General features: G+C 70.1%; 23 protein-coding genes. 7 read left to right on the forward strand and 16 right to left on the reverse strand.

The genetic code is table 11. The features are described 5' to 3' along the window. Positions 1 to 13: 13 nt before the first annotated feature. Entirely contained in the window at positions 14 to 919 is a 906-nt protein-coding gene (locus tag RUH65_RS05470; RefSeq protein WP_313816249.1) for a PaaX family transcriptional regulator C-terminal domain-containing protein, read from the forward strand. A gap of 60 nt (positions 920 to 979) precedes the next feature. After that, positions 980 to 2,443: an alanine/glycine:cation symporter family protein gene (locus RUH65_RS05475; protein WP_313816250.1), complete on the forward strand. Its 1,464-nt coding sequence runs from the start codon at positions 980 to 982 to the stop codon at positions 2,441 to 2,443. Positions 2,444 to 2,501: 58 nt separating this feature from the next. Here RUH65_RS05475 and RUH65_RS05480 read toward each other — a convergent pair whose 3' ends face one another. The 5 genes from RUH65_RS05480 to RUH65_RS05500 all read right to left on the reverse strand — a co-directional run bounded on the left by RUH65_RS05480 (position 2,502) and on the right by RUH65_RS05500 (position 7,401). Further along, positions 2,502 to 3,698, reverse strand: coding sequence for a glutamate--cysteine ligase (locus RUH65_RS05480; RefSeq protein WP_313816251.1), 1,197 nt, complete (start codon positions 3,696 to 3,698; stop codon positions 2,502 to 2,504). Between the two features lie 46 nt (positions 3,699 to 3,744). Then, positions 3,745 to 4,476, reverse strand: coding sequence for a hypothetical protein (locus RUH65_RS05485; RefSeq protein ID WP_313816252.1), 732 nt, complete (start codon positions 4,474 to 4,476; stop codon positions 3,745 to 3,747). A 286-nt stretch (positions 4,477 to 4,762) separates the two neighbouring features. Next, positions 4,763 to 5,137, reverse strand: coding sequence for a hypothetical protein (locus RUH65_RS05490; protein ID WP_313816253.1), 375 nt, complete (start codon positions 5,135 to 5,137; stop codon positions 4,763 to 4,765). Between the two features lie 5 nt (positions 5,138 to 5,142). Continuing rightward, a complete protein-coding gene (locus tag RUH65_RS05495) occupies positions 5,143 to 5,874 on the reverse strand; it encodes a GAF and ANTAR domain-containing protein (protein ID WP_313816254.1) in 732 nt (243 codons plus the stop codon). Between the two features lie 135 nt (positions 5,875 to 6,009). Continuing rightward, positions 6,010 to 7,401: an MFS transporter gene (locus tag RUH65_RS05500; protein ID WP_313816256.1), complete on the reverse strand. Its 1,392-nt coding sequence runs from the start codon at positions 7,399 to 7,401 to the stop codon at positions 6,010 to 6,012. Positions 7,402 to 7,586: 185 nt separating this feature from the next. Between RUH65_RS05500 and RUH65_RS05505 the strand changes: the two genes are divergently transcribed. Continuing rightward, positions 7,587 to 7,889, forward strand: a complete 303-nt coding sequence (locus RUH65_RS05505) for a biopolymer transporter Tol (protein ID WP_313816257.1) — start codon at positions 7,587 to 7,589, stop codon at positions 7,887 to 7,889. Between the two features lie 7 nt (positions 7,890 to 7,896). On the opposite strand, the gene RUH65_RS05510 is transcribed toward RUH65_RS05505, so the two are convergent. Beyond that, a complete protein-coding gene (locus tag RUH65_RS05510) occupies positions 7,897 to 8,709 on the reverse strand; it encodes a tryptophan-rich sensory protein (RefSeq protein ID WP_313816258.1) in 813 nt (270 codons plus the stop codon). 181 nt (positions 8,710 to 8,890) lie between these two features. Here RUH65_RS05510 and RUH65_RS05515 point away from each other — a divergent pair, with 181 nt between their 5' ends. Beyond that, complete coding sequence (locus tag RUH65_RS05515) at positions 8,891 to 9,394, forward strand: pyrimidine dimer DNA glycosylase/endonuclease V (protein WP_313816259.1); 504 nt, start codon at positions 8,891 to 8,893, stop codon at positions 9,392 to 9,394. Here RUH65_RS05515 and RUH65_RS05520 read toward each other — a convergent pair. Genes RUH65_RS05520 through idi form a run of 9 tightly spaced genes read right to left on the reverse strand, consistent with a single transcriptional unit; the run spans position 9,391 to position 16,770 of the window. Next, positions 9,391 to 10,128 (reverse strand): glycosyltransferase family 2 protein, encoded by a 738-nt coding sequence (locus RUH65_RS05520; protein ID WP_313816260.1) that lies wholly within the window; start codon positions 10,126 to 10,128, stop codon positions 9,391 to 9,393. The genes RUH65_RS05515 and RUH65_RS05520 overlap by 4 nt on opposite strands. Positions 10,129 to 10,184: 56 nt before the next feature. Beyond that, positions 10,185 to 10,802: a hypothetical protein gene (locus RUH65_RS05525; RefSeq protein ID WP_313816261.1), complete on the reverse strand. Its 618-nt coding sequence runs from the start codon at positions 10,800 to 10,802 to the stop codon at positions 10,185 to 10,187. After that, positions 10,792 to 11,676, reverse strand: coding sequence for a prenyltransferase (locus tag RUH65_RS05530; RefSeq protein ID WP_313816262.1), 885 nt, complete (start codon positions 11,674 to 11,676; stop codon positions 10,792 to 10,794). The genes RUH65_RS05525 and RUH65_RS05530 overlap by 11 nt, the downstream gene beginning before the upstream one ends. Beyond that, the gene (locus tag RUH65_RS05535; RefSeq protein WP_313816263.1) at positions 11,673 to 11,990 is read right to left on the reverse strand and encodes a lycopene cyclase domain-containing protein; all 318 of its coding nucleotides are present in this window, start codon (positions 11,988 to 11,990) and stop codon (positions 11,673 to 11,675) included. Before RUH65_RS05535 ends, RUH65_RS05530 begins: the two co-directional genes overlap by 4 nt. After that, on the reverse strand, positions 11,987 to 12,397 hold the full coding sequence (locus RUH65_RS05540; RefSeq protein WP_313816265.1) for a lycopene cyclase domain-containing protein: 411 nt from the start codon (positions 12,395 to 12,397) through the stop codon (positions 11,987 to 11,989). The genes RUH65_RS05535 and RUH65_RS05540 overlap by 4 nt, the downstream gene beginning before the upstream one ends. Then, positions 12,394 to 14,196, reverse strand: a complete 1,803-nt coding sequence (crtI, locus tag RUH65_RS05545) for a phytoene desaturase family protein (RefSeq protein ID WP_313816266.1) — start codon at positions 14,194 to 14,196, stop codon at positions 12,394 to 12,396. The genes RUH65_RS05540 and crtI overlap by 4 nt, the downstream gene beginning before the upstream one ends. Then, complete coding sequence (locus RUH65_RS05550; RefSeq protein WP_313816267.1) at positions 14,193 to 15,047, reverse strand: squalene/phytoene synthase family protein; 855 nt, start codon at positions 15,045 to 15,047, stop codon at positions 14,193 to 14,195. Before RUH65_RS05550 ends, crtI begins: the two co-directional genes overlap by 4 nt. Next, positions 15,044 to 16,195, reverse strand: a complete 1,152-nt coding sequence (locus RUH65_RS05555; RefSeq protein ID WP_313816268.1) for a polyprenyl synthetase family protein — start codon at positions 16,193 to 16,195, stop codon at positions 15,044 to 15,046. The genes RUH65_RS05550 and RUH65_RS05555 overlap by 4 nt, the downstream gene beginning before the upstream one ends. Then, positions 16,192 to 16,770, reverse strand: coding sequence for an isopentenyl-diphosphate Delta-isomerase (gene idi / locus RUH65_RS05560; RefSeq protein ID WP_396179663.1), 579 nt, complete (start codon positions 16,768 to 16,770; stop codon positions 16,192 to 16,194). The genes RUH65_RS05555 and idi overlap by 4 nt, the downstream gene beginning before the upstream one ends. 68 nt (positions 16,771 to 16,838) lie before the next feature. On the opposite strand from idi, the gene RUH65_RS05565 reads away from it, so the two are divergent. Both RUH65_RS05565 and RUH65_RS05570 read left to right on the forward strand, forming a co-directional pair. Next, a complete protein-coding gene (locus RUH65_RS05565; RefSeq protein WP_313816271.1) occupies positions 16,839 to 17,354 on the forward strand; it encodes a MarR family winged helix-turn-helix transcriptional regulator in 516 nt (171 codons plus the stop codon). Between the two features lie 205 nt (positions 17,355 to 17,559). After that, complete coding sequence (locus RUH65_RS05570) at positions 17,560 to 17,793, forward strand: hypothetical protein (RefSeq protein WP_188804313.1); 234 nt, start codon at positions 17,560 to 17,562, stop codon at positions 17,791 to 17,793. 4 nt (positions 17,794 to 17,797) lie between these two features. Here RUH65_RS05570 and RUH65_RS05575 read toward each other — a convergent pair whose 3' ends face one another. Further along, entirely contained in the window at positions 17,798 to 19,342 is a 1,545-nt protein-coding gene (locus tag RUH65_RS05575; RefSeq protein ID WP_313816275.1) for an SDR family oxidoreductase, read from the reverse strand. A 176-nt stretch (positions 19,343 to 19,518) separates the two neighbouring features. Here RUH65_RS05575 and RUH65_RS05580 point away from each other — a divergent pair, with 176 nt between their 5' ends. Further along, a complete protein-coding gene (locus RUH65_RS05580) occupies positions 19,519 to 20,001 on the forward strand; it encodes a pyridoxamine 5'-phosphate oxidase family protein (RefSeq protein ID WP_313816276.1) in 483 nt (160 codons plus the stop codon). Positions 20,002 to 20,029 lie beyond the last annotated feature (28 nt).

The raw sequence follows: 20,029 nt of genomic DNA on the forward strand, positions 1-20,029 counted from the left end.
CTACCAATCCGGAGTGGCACCACAGCGCTTGCTCACGGTGCTGCTCGGCGACTACTGGTTCGGCCGCGGCGAACCCCTGCCCTCCAGCGCCCTGGTGGAGTTGCTCGGGGCCCTCGAGATCACGCCCTCCAGCGCCCGGGCCGCCATCCAGCGGCTGGCGCAACGGGGATTCCTCGCGGCCCACAAGGACGGGCGGCGCACCTCCTACTCCGTCCACGCCGGCAGCCGGAAGACACAGGCGCAGCGCGTCGAGCGGATCTTCCAGGCCCACCACGAGCGCCCCTGGGACGGGACGTGGACGATCATCACCTACCGGGTGCCGGAGACCGCGGCCCCCCTGCGCCGGGCCGTGCGGGACACCCTGCGCCAGCTCCGGTTCGGGCACCTCAATGACGGGGTGTGGATCAAGCCCGGCAGCCACGCCGAGGAGGCGTTCGCCCACCTGAAGCAGGGCGATGAACCCGTGCTGTCCCTCGTCTCCTTCTTCGAGGGGGCCCGGCTGCCGGACTTCGTCTCCCCCCTGGAACTGCGGCGGGCCTTCGACGCGGACGCCCTGGACGAGGAGTACCTGTCCTTCGCCCTGCGGTGGGAGGGCCGGGCCCGCGACCTCGGAGACCAGTGGCCCACCGGCGTGGAGGCCCTGCGACTGCGCACGGAGGTCCTCTCCGAATGGCGGCCGCTCGTCCACCAGGACCCCCGGCTTCCCAACGCCCTGCTGCCCGAGGAACCGCCGCTGCGGCGCGCCGCCACGGCCACCGCCCTGTTCTACGACGGCCTGGGGCCCTCCGCGGAGAACGCCGTCCGAAAGATCATCGAACGGCACCAGCCCGAGCTGGCACCCCTGGTGCTCCACCACACCTTCGCGACCTCGGACCGGCTGCTCGGGCGGGAGGGCGCCGAGACCTTCATGAGCCCCTGACGACGCCGGTGGTGCCCGGTCACCTCGCTCCGGAGCACTGAGCTGTGACTACCATGACCCATGCAGAACTTCCTGGACACCCTCGCCGGCCACGTCCTCTGGTTCAATGACCGCTACTGGTATCTGGTCATCGCGCTCCTCGTCATCGCCGGCATCTACTTCTCCATCCGGACCTTCGCCGTCCAGATCCGCTTCCTGCCGGAGATGTTCCGCACGGTGGTGGAACGGCCCGGCGGAGACGACGCCGAGCAGGGCGTCTCGGCCTTCCGTGCGTTCACGGTGTCCGCGGCCTCCCGGGTCGGAACCGGCAACATCGCCGGCGTCGCGTTGGCGATCAGCGTCGGTGGCCCCGGAGCCGTGTTCTGGATGTGGATCCTGGCCCTGATGGGCGGGGCCACCGCCTTCGTGGAATCGTCCCTGGCCCAGCTCTACAAGGTGCGCGGCAAGGACGGCTTCGTGGGCGGGCCGGCGTACTACATCCGCTACGCACTGCGTCAGCCCTGGCTGGCCACGTTGTTCGCCGTCATCATCACCGTCACCTACGGTTTCGTGTTCAATGCCGTCCAGTCGAATTCCATCAGCGACTCCGTGCAGGCCAATGTGGGTGAATCCACCACGGTCGCCGTGGTGACCGGAGCCGTCGTCGCCGTCCTGACCGCCGCCGTCATCTTCGGTGGCATCCGCCGGCTCTCCTCGGTGACCAATGTGATCGTGCCCGTCATGGCGGTCAGCTACATCGTGATCGCCCTCGTCGTGGTGCTGATCAACATCACCGAGGTCCCCGCCATGATCGCCCTCATTGTCGGCCATGCCCTCGGGTTCGAACAGGTGACGGGTGCCGCCGTCGGCGCCGCCCTGATGCAGGGCATGCGCCGCGGGCTGTTCTCGAATGAGGCCGGGATGGGCTCGGTGCCCAATGCGGCCGCCACCGCAGCGGTCTCCCACCCGGTGAAGCAGGGCCTGACCCAGTCACTCGGCGTGTACTTCGACACGATCATCGTCTGCTCGGCCACAGCCTTCATCATCCTGTTGTCCAACCCGAGCTTCGGGTCGGACAACGTGGAAGGCGTCTCCTTGACGCAGTCTGCGCTGGAAGCCCAGCTGGGTGGGTGGGTCGGCCCGCTCCTGACGGTGATGATCTTCTTCCTGGCCTGGTCGTCGATCCTCGGCAACTACTTCTACGGGCAGTCCAACATCGAGTACCTGGCCGGCGAGCGCGCCCGTCCCTGGATCCTCGCCTACCGACTCCTGGTGGTGCTGTGCGTCTTCGGCGGTGCCTTGGGTTCGGTCGCCCTGATCTGGAATGTGGCGGACCTCTTCATGGGCTTCATGGCCACCATCAACCTGATCGCGATCATCCCGCTGGGCGGCTTGGCCGTGAAGATGCTCCAGGACTACCAACGGCAACGAGCCCTGGGGCTCGACCCTGTGTTCCGCTCGTCCAGCCTTCCCGAAGCCCGGGGCGTGAGTCTGTGGCGTGAAGGCGAGACCGAGGCCATGCGCTTGGTCTCCAAGAGCGACTGACCACGGCCCCGCTAGCGTTCCTGGAGTCGTGGCCATCCTCGTTGATCGCGGTGGCGGCCTAGCCGGCACCGCTGAGTGGTGACAAGCCCTCCTCGTCCGCCGCACTCTCAACGGCGCCCGTGGGGGTGCCGTCCGGCTCTACGGACCCGTCCCTCTCAGCGGTGGCGCAGCCGGCATGGGTGGCCTTGAGGGCATCGGCGACGACGTCGCGCGCCTCCTGACGAGTCTCATAAGCCTGCCGCTGGCGCTGGGCGCCGGTCCCCCGCCGGAGGATGTCCGCCATGGTGGATTCGACCGTGGCCTCGTCGCCGTACTCGGTCAGCACCGGGCGGATGTGGTCGAGCAGCTGGAAGACGACGTCCCCGGCCGGGGCGGGCGTCCCCGTAGACGGGTCGATCAGCTGGCCCTCCACGCCGGACCGGCTGGCCAACCAGGTCCAGGTCCTCAGCAGCGAGGCGGGCACCCCGGGAACCGGTTGCCGCGCGTTCCGTGACGAGGTCTCCACCAGGGCCCGGACCAGTGCCGCCAGGGCCGCGGCATCGGCGGCATCCAGGCAGACGTCCGCGATCCGCACCTCCAGCGTCGGCTGGTGCTCACAGAGCCGCGCGTCGTAGTAGAGCATGCCGCTGTCCAGGGGGACTCCGGTCTCCAGCAACCGGGTCCGGTGGCGGTCGTAGGCCGCGGTCGAGCGGAAGATCTCCGTGGGCCCGGCCGTCGGCCACCTCGACCAGGCCTGATAGCGGTAGGACGCATAGCCGGTGTCCCGGCCGGACCAGAACGGGGAGTTCGCGCTCAGGGCCAGCAGGGTCGGCAGCCAGACGCGGATGCGGTCCAGCACGCTGACCGCCTCCTGGCGGGACTCCACGCCCACATGGATGTGGAAGCCGTTCAACAGCTGCTCCGCGGCGGTGATGCCGAACCGCTCGCCGATCCTCCGGTAGCGCGCATCCGGCACCGGGTGGGGGCTGAGCCGGCCCGGTGCCGTGGGCAGCGCCGCCACCCGTCCTCCCACCCGGAGGGCGGCCTGCTCGGCCAGGGCGCGCCCGGTGCGGATGGCCTCCAGCTGGCCGGCCACGGTGGTCTGCGGTGGGCTGTTGACCTCGATCTGCTCCTGCTGCAGTTCCACGGCCACCTGATGGCCACTGACAGACGGCCCCCCGCCGTGGAGGTCCACGGCCCATTCCCCGGCCGGCAACGGCTCCAGGGTGGTGGCATCCACCAGCAACAACTCTTCTTCTACCCCAAAGGTGCGCATGCGGGGGTCCTTCCTGTGATCGTCCTCGCGGCACGGCGGTGCCGGCTCAACTCCTGCCGACGCTTCCGAGCCGCGGCACGGCCTCATCGTCGAGCAAGGCCCGGTCCCGCGCGCGGCCGCGGGCCTCAAGCACGCGGAGGGTGGCGGCCGGCAGCAACGTGGCACCGGAGAGCATCACCTGCGGGGCCGCAGCCATGCCGCGGTGGTCCAGAGCAGGTGCCGCCGTGGCCCGGTCGACCACGGTGTCCGTCCCCTCCGCCGCCAGCAGGCCAGGCAGGGTGGAGGCGAAACGCAGCCGTCCGGCTCCGGTCCACAGGTACAGCGGCCTGGCCCCCTGCCGGTCCCGGGCCAGCAGTACCTTCTCACGGGGTGCATCCACCAGGGCCAGGGCGAAGACACCCTGCAGGTGGTCCACGAAGTGCTCACCCCACCGGTGGTAGGCCGCGAGCACCACCTCGGCGTCCGAGCCCGAACGGAACGGGAAGCACTCCTCCAGGCCCTCCCGTAGGTCCGGTCCGTTTTCCAGCCGACCGTCGAACACCAGGCACCAGCCCAGCCGCTCATCGAGCATCGACTGCGCAGAGGCCCCTGACGGCTCTCCGGTCCCGGGCGGGCGGTGGCCCACCGCCACCCAGCCCCAGTCACAGATGCCGGGCTCCGCTGGCCAGCCCGCGTCCCCCTCGGCGCCCCCCGGCGCGTTCAGGGCTTGGATCATCCGGTCCACCCTGGCGGTATCGGCCCACGCTCCGCGGACGGAGACCTCTCCGGCGATGCCCATCGTCACGTCCTCCGCTGGCTGGACGCAGCCCTGAGCACCCGCAACCCGGGGGGCCGGGCGGGCGAGTCGAGTGCAGTTGTCCCCCGGCAGGGGACGCGCGGGGCGGTGGTCAGTGGAACAGGGATGGGCACGACGGCCTCCTCGAGAGTCGTTCGAAGAGTTCGCGGCCGCTGCTTGACCGTTAACACGAAGGGTGACGTTTAGTGTACCAAGTATGTGACCTGAAGCACGTCATCTGTGACACCGGACACGAAAGCCCCGCCGCCCAGGATCTGCCCGGCCATCTTCAGTCCTCCTCGTCCGGCCGTTCGGCCTCCTCGTGATCCATGACGTCCGAATCACGGATGGAGCTGCGGCCCGTGGCGTCCTCATCCTCTGCTGCGGCCGAGTCCGCGGTCTCCTGCAGGTCCGAGGCGTAGGGCGCTTCGGAGGGCTTCCGTTCGGCCAGGAGCTCGTTCGCGGCGTGGGCGAGCAGGTCCCGCTGCAATCGGGGCAACTGCATGGAGTGGTGCAGGTAGGCGTCCAGCTCGAACTCGCTCACGTCCCCGCCGATGCTGAAATAGTGCAGCCACAGCTCCCGTCGGTCGATACCCGCCGCGTTCGCCGTGTCCAGCAACCGCCGCGCCTGCTCGTAACCCACGGCCTCGTCCTCAGCGCCCATCCCCGTCACCGTGCCCGGTCTTCCCGGCGGTGGTCCTCCCCGTCCAGCACTTCGGTGGCGATCTCGAGCATCGTTCTGCTCCCGGAGCGGGCCCGTTCCAACAGCGTCAGCCGCGCGTCCGCACCACTGAGTCCGTCGCGGGACATCAGGACACCGCTGGCCAGGGCGATCGTCTCCCTCGATTGCAGGGCCGCCTTCAGTGCGGCACTCAGCCGGGTCGGCGCATCGGCCGGCTGCGCGGTACCCATGAGGACGGCGATCACGTCCGCCAGCAGCTGGAGTGATCGGGTCTCGGCGTCCCCGAACGCGCCCGGAGCGGCGGCATAGGCCTTGAGCGCGCCGAGGTTGCGGTCCCGATGGTGCAGGGGGACGCTGAGGACGGAGCGGATGCCGGCGGCCGCCGCCGCCTCCTGCCACGGCGCCCACCGCGTGTCCTGGGTGGTGTCGTCCACCCGCTGGATGTCGCCCGTCGCCCAGGCACTGATGCAGGGTCCCTGCCCCAACGAGTACTGAACCGCGTCGGCGTTCTCCACGAGGTCATCGGTGGCGGCCGCCGTGACCCGGGTGCCGTCGTCGTCCATCAGGGAGATCCCCGCGCCGGCCGCCGTCGGGACCATCTGGTGGGCCGCACGGGCCAGCTGCCGCACCGCGGCCGTGGCGTCCTGCTCCGTGAGCAGCATCCCGTGAAGTCCGGCGAAGACCGTCATCAACTCGCCGGGTGAGTGGTCCGGTGTCATCTGATCTCTCGCCGCCGTTCGGTTGGTGCCCGTCTTGCGAACGTTGCGACTCCGCAACGCCGCCTCCACTCGAGTGCGGAGGGGTCCCGGTTCGCCTCGTTTCGCGTTTGCTCTCACTGTACGCCCGAGACCGGGCTACGGGGCCGTGCGGTCCAGCCTGGCCAGCTCCGCGGCCTCCGTGCGCGTGGTGTGCAACTCGTCGATGTCCGCCAGGGTCTTGTCCTTGGTCTCCTTGGCCGTCAGCGCTGCCACCACGGAGATCAGGCAGGCCCCGCTCACCACCAGGGACACCGCGAGCCAGTTGGTGCCCTGGGCGCCGGCCACGGCCGAGGCGACGATCGGGGTGAGGCCACCGGAGACGGCGAAGCCGATCTGGGTACCCATGGCCAGACCCGTGACGCGGACCCGGGTGGGGAACATCTCGGCGTAGAACGAGGGCCAGATGCCGTTCGCGAGCGAGTACAGGCAGCCGGAGAGGATGGCGCCGTAGACGAAGATCAGGGTCCAGTCCCCCGCCGCGACGGCCCCCAGGTAGGGGTACATCATCACCGCGGGTCCCACCACACCGGCGATGAAGACCGGTTTCCGGCCGATCCTGTCTGCCAGCAGTGCCCCCAGCGGGATGGCCGCCAGGGCCACGGCATTGGCCACCACGGCCACGGTCAGCATGGTGGAGCGGTCCAGGCCCACCACCGAGGTGGCGAAGGAGAGCGACCAGACGAGGAACACCACGTTGACGGTGTTGATCATGGCCGCGCAGGCGATCCGGGCCACGGCCGCCTTGTGGAACGTGACCATCAGGCTCAGCGGGGTCGCCGGCTTCTCCTCCGGCAGGTGGGACTTGGACTCCTCGAACGCCGGTGGTTCCTCCAGCCGACGGCGGATCACCCAGGCGACGACCACCACCACGGCCGAGAGCCAGAACGGGACGCGCCACCCCCAGGAGAACAGCTGCTCCTCGGTGAGCAGGGTGGTGAAGGGGATGAAGACGGCGGTGGCGAGCAGCGTGCCGAACTGGGTGCCCTGCAGCGTCCAGCTGGTGGTGAAGGCCCGGCGGTGCTCGTCAGAGTGCTCCAGGGACACGGAGATGGCGCTGGCCTGTTCTCCGGAGGCGGAGATGCCCTGGATGACCCGGCAGAGCACCAGCAGGGCCGGGGCCCACAGCCCGGCCTGCTCATAGGTCGGCAGGCAGCCGACGAGGAAGGTGGCCCCGCCCATCATGAACAGGGTCAGCATCAGCACGAACTTCCGGCCCATCCGGTCCCCGAGCGGCCCCATGACCAGCGCGCCCAGGGGCCGCACCACGTAGGCCACCCCTACGGTGCCCATGGACAACAGAATCGCGACGCCCGGGGAAGCGTCCTCCGGGAAGAACAAGTGGTTCAGCACCAGGGCCGCGGCCGTGCCGTAGACGGCGAAGTCGTAGTACTCGAGAGCGGAGCCGATCCAGGCGGCGAGTGCCGCCTTCTTCGGGGTCTTGCCGTGGGTGGCAGCCGGCTCACCGGCCGGCGCGGATGGTTCGGTCATGTTGCTCTCCTCCGGTGGTGATGGCGCCATGGTAGACCTCTGACGAACCCGCAGACTGCCCCCGGTGCCCGGTGAATCGCGACGCGCTCTGTGTCTCCAGGGCTGAGTCGTGCGCTCGTTTCTGTGAAACATCCCCGGCCGAGCCGTGGCTGACGGGGGCCGGCTCTCGACGTAGGCTCGGGCCCATGGAGCGCACGGAGGACGGACGGTACATCGTGGTCCAGGGACGCCGATGGCGGGCCATGGATCCGGAGTTGCCGGAAAAGACGGCGGCAGCCCTGCGCTCTCATCTGGGCCAGGCCCGTGCGGCGGTACGTGCCGCATCCTCCGACGCCGGCCGGCGCGCCGCCCGCGATCGGGTCCAGTTGGCCAAGGAGGGGCTGGGGGAACGCGCCGATCCCTGGTGGGACATGGACGTCGAACAGCGATTGGAACGGGCGGCGGACCGGTTGAAGCGGTTGGACGAGTCGGCATCGCGCGAATCCTGACCGGATCTCAGCGGCCGTCCCCCGCGTTCATCCGACGAGCTGCGCGGGCTCGGACAACCACTGCCGCTACCAGCACCACGGCCGCCGCGATTCCCGCTGCGACCGCGGTGCCCGTCGATTCCAGTCCGCCGTCCAGGCGGCCCACGGTGATCCAGGCGAGCCCCCAGGCCAGCGCCAGGGCGGGGGCGATCCTCCCGCTGCGCCAGGCCGTAGCCACGCCGATGACCGCGGCGACGGCCAGCACCACCGAGGACAGCACCGTGACCGGCAGCCCGAAGCCGTCGAAGCCGCCAGCACCCAGCACGGCGGAAGTGTTGGCGACGGTGGCGATGGTGACCCAGCCGAGGTACAGACCGAACGTCCCGTCCGTGATCAGGGCATCCGCCCGGCCCTCCGGCCCGCTACGGACCAGCAGCATCAGGATGCGGCCGAGCACCGCGAGCAGGGCCACGATGACGACCAGGCTCAGGATCAGCCAGCCGAACTGCACCACCCAGATCCAGGCGGCATAGAGCAGCATCGCCGCCACGGCCCACGGGCGCAGCAGACGTTGACGGCCGGACCGGCGCTGGGCGGGCAGGAGCTGCCAGACCGAATAGGCCAGCAGCCCCAGGTAGATCACGGACCAGATGCGGAAGGCACCGGAGGCCGGCGCCAGCGGCGTGGAGTCCTCGTTCAGCCACCCACCGGCCGCTTCGGCGACGGGGGTCCCGCCGATCACCCCGCTGCCCAGGAATGCGCCGGCGGTGGCCACGATGCCGCTGATCAAAACCAGCAGGGGAACGGCGAGTCCGGAAGTACGGGGGGCGGTGGCACCCATGGGTCTCTCCTCGAGTGGGGGGGTGATCCTTGTGCACGTACGTCGAGCGTAACCATGTTGATCATCGAGGTAAAAGGCTGGGTCGGCCGGGTGACCTGGCGCGACCTCACGAATCGGTGCTCGAGCGTGTGGTCGGGTGGTGCGATCGGATGCGGACCATGGGCTGCGGGATGATGGAGGCATGCGACTGTGGAGCCTGCACCCTCAATACCTGGACCGCCAGGGCCTCACCGGCGGGTGGCGTGAGGCGCTGCTCGCGCAGGCCGTGCTGGCCGGACGCACCAAGGGCTATCGTTCACACCCGCAGCTGGTGAGGTTCCGTTCGCACCCGGACCCCGCCGCCGCGATCGGTGCCTTCCTCCTGGTGACGGCCGAGGAGGCCACCGAACGTGGCTACACCTTCGATCTGACGCGGATCGACCGACCCGGCCATCCGGCGTCGGATCATCTCGACGCCGGCCACGGCCTGGCGGCGGACGATTCCGCCGCCGCCCTCCAGCCGCCGGTCATCCGGATCCCGGTGACGGACGGCCAGCTCGCCTACGAGTGGCAGCACCTGATGGCCAAGATCGGCCAGCGCACCCCGGAGCGGTTGGCGGGGCTGGCCGGTGTCAGCGCACCGCAGGTCCATCCGTTGTTCGAGGTGGTTCCGGGTCCTCTGGAGTCCTGGGAGCGACCGGGCTAACGCGCTGACTTCGTGGAAGGGGGCCGGAGCCGGGCTGCCCACCGCTTCCACGGGGGCATCCGAGACCAATTCAGGGACAAGGTCCGCAGGGCACGCTGGAAGCGGCGGCCGAGCTGGGCTATCCCGCGCAGCGAGCGGGCCGAGACCCCCACCTCGATGCGGGGCACGGTGGCCACGATGTGGTGGGGGCCCAAGGCCAAGGCCAGATCCATGTCGTCATGCACCTCCCGCTCGGTGCGGTGCACCCGCCCCCGCACCTCCCGCCAGACGGAACGGCGGATGGCCATGTTCGAACCCCACAGCGGCGCCCGGGCGGTCGCCGCATACCCGAGGGCGTAGTAGGCGCCGAGATACACCGCCACCGCAGGGATCCCGACCAGCCGGGGCAGGTCCACGAACCGGCCCCAGCCGGTGACCGCGGCGGCCTCCGGATGTCTCGCCAGCGCACCGGTGATCTGCTCCACCCAGTCGGGGCCGGGCAGTGAGTCGGCGTCGAGGCGGGCGATGATCGGGGCGCCGGCGGCGTCGTAGCCGGTGGCGGCCGCGGCCCAGATGCCGACCGTCGGTTCCGTCAGCACGCGCGCCCCGTGGGCTGCGGCCACGGCAGCCGTGGCGTCCTGGGAGGCGTTGTCCACCACGATCACCTCGGCCGGCGCCACGGTCTGCTGGGCCAGGGCACGCAGGCACCGGTCCAGCAGGACGGCGTCGTCCCGGGCCGGGATCACCACGCTCACCGGCTCTCGCGTCGCTGCTGGTACCGGTACTGGTACTGAATCGTGCGTCTCAGGACTCAGGGCCACGGCCCGTCCTTCACGAGCCGGTCCAGCATCAGCCCCGCCAGCAACGCACCGAGCACCCCGGCGGCCAGGTCACCCACCGTGTCCCCATAGCCGACTTGGATGGCCGGATCGAGCAGAGTGTGGCCGAACCATTCCCCGATCTCCCAGAGCACGGCCAGCAGCGCGCCCAGTCCGGCGGTGAGCAGTGTCTGGCCGGCACGGGTGGCCGTCCGGCTGGTCTGCAGCCAGCCGCTGCGCAGCAGCGCGCCGGCACCGATGGCGGCCAGGAGGCCGGTGGCCACCACGTGCACCACCAGGTCGAGCCACGGGATCAGGTGGTAGGCGTCCAGCATGGCGGCCCAGGCGGCGGCCAGCAGGATGACGGCGGTTCCGGCCTGCACGGGTGTCCGCAACGGAGCCAGGCGGACCACGGTCTGGCCCAGGAGCACCAGGGAGTACAGGGCCACGGCCACCCCGCTGTCCCACAGCCCGAGGATCAGGCTGAGGAGCGTGAGCAGGGCGGCGGCGTCGGCGATCAGGCGGGCGGGCAGCGGCCCGTCCACCCGCAGCGTCCTCACGGCCTCCTGCCACAGGCGCGCCGCGCGGCTGGCGTTCGCCTCAGCCGCCACGGGCGATCCAGATCAGCAGCAGGGTCACCAGGAATCCGGTCACCATGTTGAGCCACAGGAACCGGCGCCAGCCCCGGTTCGCCTCCTCGCAGCGCTCATCCGGCAGGGACCGGAACGGCAGGATGCTGACGAGGTACGGCAGCACCAGCACCCCGGCGAGGGCACCGGGCCAGCCGGCCAGCAGCATCACGAGTCCGGCGGCGGCGTAGAGGACGATGGCCGTGCGGACGGCTCCGCGGGCTCCAAGTGCCGTGGCGATGGAGCCGATGCCGGCCTCCCGGTCCGCGGTGACATCCTGTGCCGCACCGAAGGCCTGCGAGGCCATGCCCCAGAAGAAGAACGCGACCATGGAGGCCACCACGGCCAGGGTCGGCGGGGCCTCGGCCAGAGCCAGCCCGAAGGCCGCGGGGCCCACGAAGTGCGTGGACGAGGTCATGGAGTCGAGCAGCGGCCGTTCCTTCAGCCGGATCCGTGGGGCCGAATATCCCACGACGGCGGCCAGCACCACCGCGAGCACCACGCCGGACACGAGCGTGCCGGCCAGCAGCAGGTACACCACGAAAGGCAGCGAGAGGAGCCCGGCGGACCACAGGGTCATCCGGTGCCACCGGTCGGAGAGGACGATGCCCTCCACCCCGCCCTTGCGCGGGTTGCGCAAGTCGGACTCGTAGTCGAACACGTCGTTGATCCCGTACATCAGCAGGTTGTACGGGAACAGGAAGAACAGGGTGCCGACGATCAGCTCCAGGGTGAAGCCGCCGCCGGCCATCAGGTACGCCGCGGCGAACGGATAGGCGGTGTTGACCCAGCTGATCGGGCGGGAGGACCCGAACAGCTGGCGGGCCGCCTCCGGGGCGGTGGCCGTGGCCGTCATGCCTCCACCTCCCGTCCCGAGTCGGGCAGCAGGGCGCTCACCGCGGGCAGCAACAGTCCCGCCGCCACCGGCCAGACCAGGTCCTCGACCGGGGCCAGTCCCACCCGCCAGCCGGTGAGCAGCTCCTCGTTGTACCGGAACAGGTCGGCGGCGATCATCAGGTTGTCGAACACCACCGTCAGCACCACGAGGATCGCGATGGTCAGCACGGTGGCGGCCCACCACCGCCGCCCCAGTCGACGGCGCCACGCGGCGTAGGCGGCCACGGCCACCGGGAACAGCAGGAAGAGTCCGGCGAGCGCAAGGTAACTCACTGCGCCACCTCCCGGCCGGCGGCCGGGCGCGGGGCTGGACGGCCGGCGTCGGGCAGGGCGGTTCCGGTGGAGCCTGTCAGCCCACCACGGCCGGTCCGGCGCAGCACGAGGAAGATCAACCCGCGCAGCACCAGGGTGAGGTAGGAGAGGAAGGTGATGAAGACGATCTCCTCCAGCGGCAGCTCGGGGGCGAGCATGATGCCCGTCATGCCCTCGCTCTGGCCGGCGGCATAGTGCTCGGAGGCGATCGCCGCCAGGTCCCAGGCGAGGAAGAACGCGATGCCGATGGCCACGGTGATCGTCCCGGCCCGCGGCGCGCGCCAGAGCACGAGCCGGAAGCGGCGGTCCAGCAGCGCCATGCAGCCGGTCGAGACGAGCAGGGCGGCGAGGTACAGGAACTCCGTCATGGCCGCCCCGGGGTGGTCAGCGGGGCGGCGGAGTGGTCCCCCCGCAGTCGCTTGAGCAGGATCTCGGCGCTGATCAGGCACATCGGCAGGCCGATGCCGGGGATGGTGCTGGAGCCGGCGTAGTAGAGCCCCTCCACGCGCCGGGAGACATTGCCGGCCCGGAAGAAGGCGCTCTGGGCCAGCGTGTGGGCCGGACCCAGGATGCCGCCGCGCCAGGCGCCCAGATCCTCGGCGAAGTCGGTGGGCCCCACGGTGCGGCGGACCACGATCCGTTCAGTGAGGTCCGGGACGCCGGCCCAGCGGGCCACCTGCTCGAGGGCGGCGTCCGCGATGGACTCGATCGTCGGATCACCGTTGCCGTCCAGACCGCCCCGGCCCAGGCCCGAATCGGCGGGCATCGGGATCAGCACGAAGAGGTTCTCGTGCCCGTCCGGGGCCACCCCCGGGTCCGTGGCCGAGGGCTTGCACACGTACACGGACGCCGGATCCGGCACGGTCCCGGCGGCAATCGCGGAGAAGTTGGCCTTCCAGTCCCGCGTGAAGAACAGGCTGTGATGCGGCATCTCCGGCAGCGTACCGCGCACCCCCAGCATCACCAGGACGCCGCCCGGCCCGCTGGTGCGCCGGCGCCACCATTCCTCGGGGAACGTCTGCAGCGGGCGCGGCAGCAGGGTCGTCTCGGTGTGGTGGAGGTCCGCGGCGGAGACCACGACGCCGGCCGGCAGCTCCCGCTCCTCCCCGTCCCGTCCGCGGACCCGGACGCCGGTGGCGCGGGCCGGCAGGCGGCGGCCGCGGGCGCGGCGGAAACCGCGGGAACGAGCCTGATGATGCTCGCCGCGGTCGCGGTCTTCAGACTCCGTCAGGATGGCCGTGGCGGCGGTGCCGGCATGCATTCGCACGCCGGACTCACGGGCCAGCCGGACCATGACGTCCATGAGGTGGGCGAAGCCGCCTTGCGGGTACAGCACCCCTCCGGTCAGATCCAGGGCGCTCATCAGGTGGTACATCCCGGGAGTGCGGTCCGGAGAGGACCCCAGGAAGACCGCGGGGTAGCCCAGGACCTGACGGATCCGCGGATCCGTGAAGCGGCGGGCCACGAACCTTTCCAAGGACTGCAGCAGCAGCGGGCCGAGCCGGTGGGCCTGGTACGCCACGCCCCGGGAGAGGAATGGCCGGATGGACGTGAAGGAGGTGTACAGGAAGCGCTCGATGGCCATGTCATACGTGCGCTGCGCCGAGTCGAGGTAGCGCGCCAGGGCTCGGCCGGCACCCGGTTGGACCGCCTCGAACCGGGCGATGTTGGTGTCCCGGTCCGCGGCGATGTCGAGGGGTTCGGGACGGCCACCCTCATCTCCCTCGGGTCCCCCGGGTCCTTCGAACCCCTCGAAGAAGACCCGGTAGGCGGGGTCGAGCTGGCGCAGGTCGAGTTCTGCCTCGGCGGTGGTGCCGAGGAGCCGGAAGAAGTGGTCGAAGACGTCCGGCATCAGGTACCAGGACGGCCCCGTGTCGAACCGGAAGCCCTCGTGCTCCCAGCTGCCGGCACGGCCACCGAAGGACTCCCGTGCTTCGACGAGGTCCACGGTGTACCCCTCGCGGGCCAGCAGCGCGGCGGAGGCGAGCCCGGCGATGCCGCCACCGATCACCACCACCGTCTTCCCTTCCGGGCGGGCCGCAGCCTCGCCGTCGGGGCGGGGCAGATCCTCACCGTCCGGTCGGGCCGGACTCTCGCCGTCGAGACGGGGCGCCCCGGCGCCTGCGTCGTGCGCCGCCGTCGTTCTCGAGCGGTGTCCGGCGCTCATGCGGCTCGTCCGGTCAGGGCCCGGAGCAGGATGAGGGCCTTCTCGGTGTCCGGGACGCGCACCCGCGCCTGGCGGATCTGCGCGGCCGGGGTCTGCCGCAGGCGCCGGGACAAGGCGGCGAACAGTCCGTGGGCGGCGTGGACCGCGCGCCGGCTGCTGGACGGCAAACGGTGGATCGCCGTGGCGGCCACGGCCAGGTCCGCGTCGATGTCATCCAGCAGCGCATCCCGATGGGTGTCGCTGAACGTCGCCGGGTCGAGTCCCGGGAAATAGGTGCGGCCCAACAGGTCATGATCATCAGCGAGGTCCCGGAGGAAGTTGACCTTCTGGAAGGCCGCACCGAGGCTGCGGGCGGCTGGGGCGAGGCGTTCGAAGGATCCGGGGTCCCCGGCGGTGAAGACCTTCAGGCACATCAGCCCCACCACCTCCGCCGAACCGTAGACGTATTCGGACAGGCTCTGGCTGTCATGTGAACTCTGGCTCAGGTCCGCTCGCATGGAGGCGAAGAACGGCTGCACGAGTCCGGTGCCGATGCCGCACCGCCGGGCCACACTCGCGAACGCATGGACCACCAGATTCGTGCTGCGGGCGCATTCCAGGGCCTTCATCGTCTCGGCCTCGAGTCCGTCCAATTGGGCGGCCCGCAGGGCCGGTGTGAGGACCGGATCCGGATCGTCCACGATCTCATCGGCCACCCGCACCAGGGCGTAGATGCTGCGCACATCCGAGCGCACGGGTTCGGCGAGCAGTCGCGAGGCCCAGCCGAAGGACGTCGAGTACCCGCTGATCACCTCGGCGGCACTGGCCTGGGCCACCCGGTCATAGCGGTTGGCGGCGGTCGGTGCGTTCATCGGGCCCCCGCGCGGGATGCGTCAGCGAACCGTGCCGGCTCTGTCATCGGTGCGGTCGAGGTGTCCGCATTCGTGCCGGCCTGTGGATCATCGAGGGCCAGGACAGCGGTATCCCGGATGTCGCCCACCAGATCGGTCAGGACTCGGGCCAAAGCACCCGGAATCGGCTCCCGTGCGGCGGCGGCGAGTGCCTCTTCGAGATGGCGATCGGCCAACTCCTGGACGGTGGCTCGGGCGCCGCAGCCTTCGAGCAGGGCACGCGCGCGGCCGGCGTCGTGGTGGTTCAGTCCCGGGTCTCCGACCAGGCACTGCAGGTCGGGCCAGGCGGGGGTGGTGCGGGCATGGGCCAGCAACGCGGTGTGCTTGCCCTCGCGCAGATCGGTCAGGGCGCTCTTGCCGGTGCGGGTCTCGTTGCCGAACACACCGAGCAGGTCGTCCAGCAGCTGAAAACCGATGCCCACCAGCCGGCCTAGGCGGGCCAGGGCCGCGGTCACGTCCGCGGGGGCGCCGGCGAGGATGGCCCCCGCTTGGAGCGGGAGCTGGAAGGAGTAGACGGCGGTCTTCTGTTCGGCCACTCGCAGGGCCTCGTCCAGGGTGACCGGGCGTCCGCTCAGGTGCAGGCCGAGCCGCACGTCCGCCAACTCACCGGTGGCGGTGGCATGCACCGTGTCCTCGAGCAGGTCCAGCAGCTCGTCCACGAGGGGAGCCGGCGCCTGGCACCGGGCGACCAGCCGGACTGCGGAGACCAGGGCCAGATCTCCGGCCAGGATCCCGGCGGCCTCACCGTAGTGACGGGCTGTGGATTGGTCGGCTCCCTCTGCCCGGGCAGCGGCGGCAAAGGTCCCGGAGACGTTGGGACGCCCCCGGCGCACATCGTCGCCGTCGATCACGTCGTCATGCACCACAAAGGCCGTGTGCAGCAGTTCCAGTGCGGCGCCCACGCGGGCCACAGACTCGGCCGAGGTCCCGCCGAGGGCGTCGTGCGTGGCGACCGCCAATCCCGGGCGGAACCTCTTGCCCCCGCCGGAGGCGAGGGAGAGGGCCTCCCAGAGATCGCGGTGGTCCTGCCCCAGTCGGGCGGAGCGGTCCAGTCCGGAGACCAACAGCCGGTCCAGCTCCTCTGTGACCCCGTCGGGAGTCTCCTTCATGCCTTCTCTCCCTCGGTCGCGGCCGGATGCGTCCGGTGGGCGAGCACACCGGGGAGCTGTTCGGCCATCCAGGGGCTCACGGCCCACGGGGCGGCCCGGACCAGAGCGTCGACCTCGTCGGCCGGGACCCAGCGGTAATCCATGACCTCGCCGGGATTCGGCACAGGGTCGCCGAGGGCCGTGGCCACGTAGACGGGGCAGATCTCGTTCTCGACGATCCCGGAGGCGTCCACGGCCCGGTAGCGGAAATCCGGGAGGGCGCAGTGGAGCCATTTGACCTGCAGGCCGAGCTCATGGGCGGCATACCGGTCGATGGTCTGTTCATACGACTCGTCGAGCCTCGGGTGGCCACAGAAGGAGTTGGTCCAGACCCCGGGCCAGGCGACCTTGGCCAGGGCACGGCGGGTGAGGAGCAGGTCCCCGTTCGGCCGGAAGACGTAACAGGAGAAGGCCAGATGCAGTGGGGTGTCCGTGGTGTGGACCGTGGCCCGGGGTGCCAGGCCCTGGGCGTTGCCGTGATCGTCCACGAGCACCACGTGGTCTTCCGGAACGGTGCTCACTGGCTTCTCCCTCATGCGATCACACAACTTACTCGACAATCTAGCTAGCCTGTCTAGTGACCTCGACATTAGCATTGACCACCATGGACAATCCACCGGGACGCGGCGTCTCCTCGACACCCTATTGGTACGAAGACTCCGATCCCACCATCGGCCTGCTCCACGCATTGCGCCGCTTCCGGCGAGCTGATCAGCGCATGCGGCGGCGCATGAGTGCTGACATGGACCTCAATGCCACGGACGTCGAGGCATTGAGGCACATCATCGCCCACCACGCCGCGGAGGAAGCGGTGACGGCCAGGGACCTGGCGACCCATCTGGACATCTCGTCGGCGTCCACGGCCAAGCTGCTCAACCGGCTCACCGAGTCCGGTCACGTCCAACGCCATCCGCACCCCGACGACCGGCGCTCCGTGATCGTGACGGCCACCGACCACGCCCATGCGGAGATCCGTGAGTGGCTGACGGATATGCACCAGCGAATGCTGGAGGCGGCACTCAGCGTCCCCGAAGAGTCCCGCCAGGCCGTGACGGATTTCCTTGATTCGATAGCCGCATGCCTCGACCCGGAGGCCGGAGACGACGCGTCAGACCGCTGACCGGTCCGGATGGCCGCTGCCACGATGAGCCATCGGGCCCGGTACGCCACCCGCCATCCCTGTCAACGCAACTCGCTAGCAAGGCTAGCAATTCCACTCCCGGCCATGATCGAATGTCGGCGTCCGGACCCACCATGACCTCGACCCACGCGGTTTCCACGCCGCAGCCATCCAGTTCGGACTCCGTTCCAAGGGAAGGAAAACCATGCTGAAGAAGCTGTCCGACATGGGCATCAAGTCCGATCATCTCTACACCGCCGGCTTCGCCTCCATCGGGCTGACGTTCCTGTCCTGGGCCGTCTCCCGGGGCAAGAAGGACGATTCGAAGTCGCAGTCAGACCGCTGGGGCCTGTTCGTCGGCGAATGGACACCGACGTTCTTCGCCCTCGGAGTGGCGCTGAAGCTGGAAGAGGGTGACCGCTCGCCCCTCAAGCGCTGAGCCGTCACCGATCGCCGGGCCGGGCTCGACGCGGGCCCGCGGCCATGATGTTCTTGGCCATCGTCGGGAAGACGAGGGCATGGAAGGGCTGGATGGCCCGCCAGTAGGCCCGGCCGGCCAGCCCGGAGGGGAAGAAGACCGCACGCTGACGCAGACGTGACCCGCCGCCGTCGCGCCCCTCCACGCTGAACTGCAGCCAGGCCCGGCCACCGGCCCGCATCTCGGCCCGCAGCGTGACCGAACGACCGGGCTCGACCTTCTCCACGCGCCACCAGTCGACGTAGTCGTTGACGCGCAGCCGGCGGGCGTCTCTCCGGCCCCGAGCCAACCCGTAGCCGCCCATCACCTGGTCCATCAGCCCGCGGATCCGCCACAGCGCCGGTGCGGAGTACCAGCCGTTCTGGCCACCGATGGACTCCACCACCTGCCAGACCGCCTCGGGTGGGGCGTCGCCGTCGCGTTCCCGGACATCGGTGAAGACGGTGTTGCCCGCCCAGTCCGGGTCCGAGGGCAGCGGCTCGGCCGGATCGAGCGCCATCGTGGCCAGGACGTCGTCGTCCCAGGTCTGGTCCACGGTTCCGGTGCGCTGGCGTTCGATCGCCCGCCGGCAGGCCTCACGGAAGTCCGTCAGCCCCTCGGGCGGATCGGGGATCAGTGCGGCGATGTCATGTTCCTCGCTCACGGCGTCTTCGGCCATCGAGGCGGACAACGGCATGGCGATGCCCCTGGGGATCGGTGTGACGACGCCGATCCAGAATCCGGAGAGCCGCTGAGCCGGGATCGGCAGGGCATAGACCTTGCGGGGGGAGAGCCCGGCCACGTCCGCATACTCCGTCAGCATGGTCGCGAAGGACTGCGCCCTCCCGCAACCGATGTCGAAGGTGCGGTTGACCACTTCCGGCAGCGCGCAGGCGTGGGCCAAGTAGTAGAGAACGTCCCTGATGGCGATCGGCTCGATGCTGTTGGACAGCCAGCTGGGCCCGGGCATCACCGGCAGCCGTTCAGCCAGGTGGCGGATCATCTCGAAGGACACCGAGCCCGAGCCGATGATCACCCCCGCCTCGAACACCAGCGTGGGGACCTCGCCGGCGAGCAGGATGCGGGACACCTGTTCGCGGGAACGCATGTGGTCCGAGAGTTCCTCCAGCGGCTTGTCCGGGTGCAGTCCGCCCAGGAAGACGATCTGGCGGACGCCGGCCTCGGCGGCGGCCTGCGCCACGGTGCGCGCCATCGCCGCCTCTCGTTCCATGAAGTCCGGGCCAGAACCCATGGAGTGCACCAGGTACAGCACCGTGTGCACGTCCTGCATCGCCGCCCGGACCTGCTCTCCGTCCTGCAGGTCTGCCTGGGCCGTCTCCACCGACTCGGCCCACGGCCGCTGGGACAGATTCTCCACATTCCGGGCCGTGGCCCGCACCGCGAAGCCGGAGGCCAGCAGCTCGGGGATCAGCCGGCCGCCCACGTAGCCCGTGGCGCCGGTGACCAGCACACGGCGCCCGTCTCCGGCCGGAAGGGACAGCTGCAGAGGCGACAGTGGTTCGGAAGTCATAGGCCCCACCGTACGGGTCACCCTGGGAGCTGAGAACGGTTTCCGGCTGGGAGCTTCCCGTGCATGAGGCCCGGCCAGCCCGCACCCCTGTTGCGCTCCGCGCCATCTGTGTTGGACTGGCCGAACCCACCCGATGGTCCATAGACCAGTCGGATCCCCGCAACCGAGGAGGAATCATGGCTGAGCACGATCCCGTGAAGACCCTGTTGGAGAAGACCGAGAAGGCGGGCGTGGCCATGCTGGCCACCACTGATGCCGGCGGGCACATTGTCAGCCGGCCGATGGCCATCCAGGAGATCGAAGAAGACCACACCATCTGGTTCATCACCCGCATCACCACCCCGAAGGTCGAGGAGGCGAGCGCCGATCAGCCGGTCAACGTGACCGTGGCGGAGAAGGGCTTCTGGGCCTCCATCAGCGGAACCGCGACCGTGGTCAGGGACATCGAACGCAAGAAGAAGTACTGGTCCAAGACCACGGCGGCGTTCTTCGGCGAGTCCCAGCCCGAGGACTCGGACATCGTCCTGCTCAAGGTGGATCCGGACACGGGCGAGTACTGGGATTCCCCGGGACTGCCGGCCACCGCCGTGGAGGTCATCAAGGGCATGGTGAGCAAGGAGCCCGCTCACCCCGGTGAGAACACCACCGTCAACCTCTGAGCCCGCCGCCGGGGGGGGGGGGGGGGGG

Origin of the sequence: Citricoccus sp. (assembly GCF_032154715.1) — a bacterium.
Classification (GTDB): domain Bacteria; phylum Actinomycetota; class Actinomycetes; order Actinomycetales; family Micrococcaceae; genus Citricoccus.

Coding starts and splice junctions, on each gene's coding strand:
- RUH65_RS05580 (WP_313816276.1), top strand. CDS start 19,519: ATGGCTGAGCACGATCCCGTGAAGACCCTGTTGGAGAAGACCGAGAAG.
- RUH65_RS05550 (WP_313816267.1), bottom strand. CDS start 15,047: ATGAACGCACCGACCGCCGCCAACCGCTATGACCGGGTGGCCCAGGCC.
- RUH65_RS05530 (WP_313816262.1), bottom strand. CDS start 11,676: ATGACGGCCACGGCCACCGCCCCGGAGGCGGCCCGCCAGCTGTTCGGG.
- RUH65_RS05505 (WP_313816257.1), top strand. CDS start 7,587: ATGGAGCGCACGGAGGACGGACGGTACATCGTGGTCCAGGGACGCCGA.
- RUH65_RS05485 (WP_313816252.1), bottom strand. CDS start 4,476: ATGGGCATCGCCGGAGAGGTCTCCGTCCGCGGAGCGTGGGCCGATACC.
- RUH65_RS05480 (WP_313816251.1), bottom strand. CDS start 3,698: ATGCGCACCTTTGGGGTAGAAGAAGAGTTGTTGCTGGTGGATGCCACC.
- RUH65_RS05490 (WP_313816253.1), bottom strand. CDS start 5,137: ATGGGCGCTGAGGACGAGGCCGTGGGTTACGAGCAGGCGCGGCGGTTG.
- idi (WP_396179663.1), bottom strand. CDS start 16,770: ATGAGGGAGAAGCCAGTGAGCACCGTTCCGGAAGACCACGTGGTGCTC.
- RUH65_RS05495 (WP_313816254.1), bottom strand. CDS start 5,874: ATGACACCGGACCACTCACCCGGCGAGTTGATGACGGTCTTCGCCGGA.
- RUH65_RS05540 (WP_313816265.1), bottom strand. CDS start 12,397: ATGACGGAGTTCCTGTACCTCGCCGCCCTGCTCGTCTCGACCGGCTGC.
- RUH65_RS05515 (WP_313816259.1), top strand. CDS start 8,891: ATGCGACTGTGGAGCCTGCACCCTCAATACCTGGACCGCCAGGGCCTC.
- RUH65_RS05575 (WP_313816275.1), bottom strand. CDS start 19,342: ATGACTTCCGAACCACTGTCGCCTCTGCAGCTGTCCCTTCCGGCCGGA.
- RUH65_RS05510 (WP_313816258.1), bottom strand. CDS start 8,709: ATGGGTGCCACCGCCCCCCGTACTTCCGGACTCGCCGTTCCCCTGCTG.
- crtI (WP_313816266.1), bottom strand. CDS start 14,196: ATGAGCGCCGGACACCGCTCGAGAACGACGGCGGCGCACGACGCAGGC.
- RUH65_RS05500 (WP_313816256.1), bottom strand. CDS start 7,401: ATGACCGAACCATCCGCGCCGGCCGGTGAGCCGGCTGCCACCCACGGC.
- RUH65_RS05565 (WP_313816271.1), top strand. CDS start 16,839: ATGGACAATCCACCGGGACGCGGCGTCTCCTCGACACCCTATTGGTAC.
- RUH65_RS05555 (WP_313816268.1), bottom strand. CDS start 16,195: ATGAAGGAGACTCCCGACGGGGTCACAGAGGAGCTGGACCGGCTGTTG.
- RUH65_RS05475 (WP_313816250.1), top strand. CDS start 980: ATGCAGAACTTCCTGGACACCCTCGCCGGCCACGTCCTCTGGTTCAAT.
- RUH65_RS05570 (WP_188804313.1), top strand. CDS start 17,560: ATGCTGAAGAAGCTGTCCGACATGGGCATCAAGTCCGATCATCTCTAC.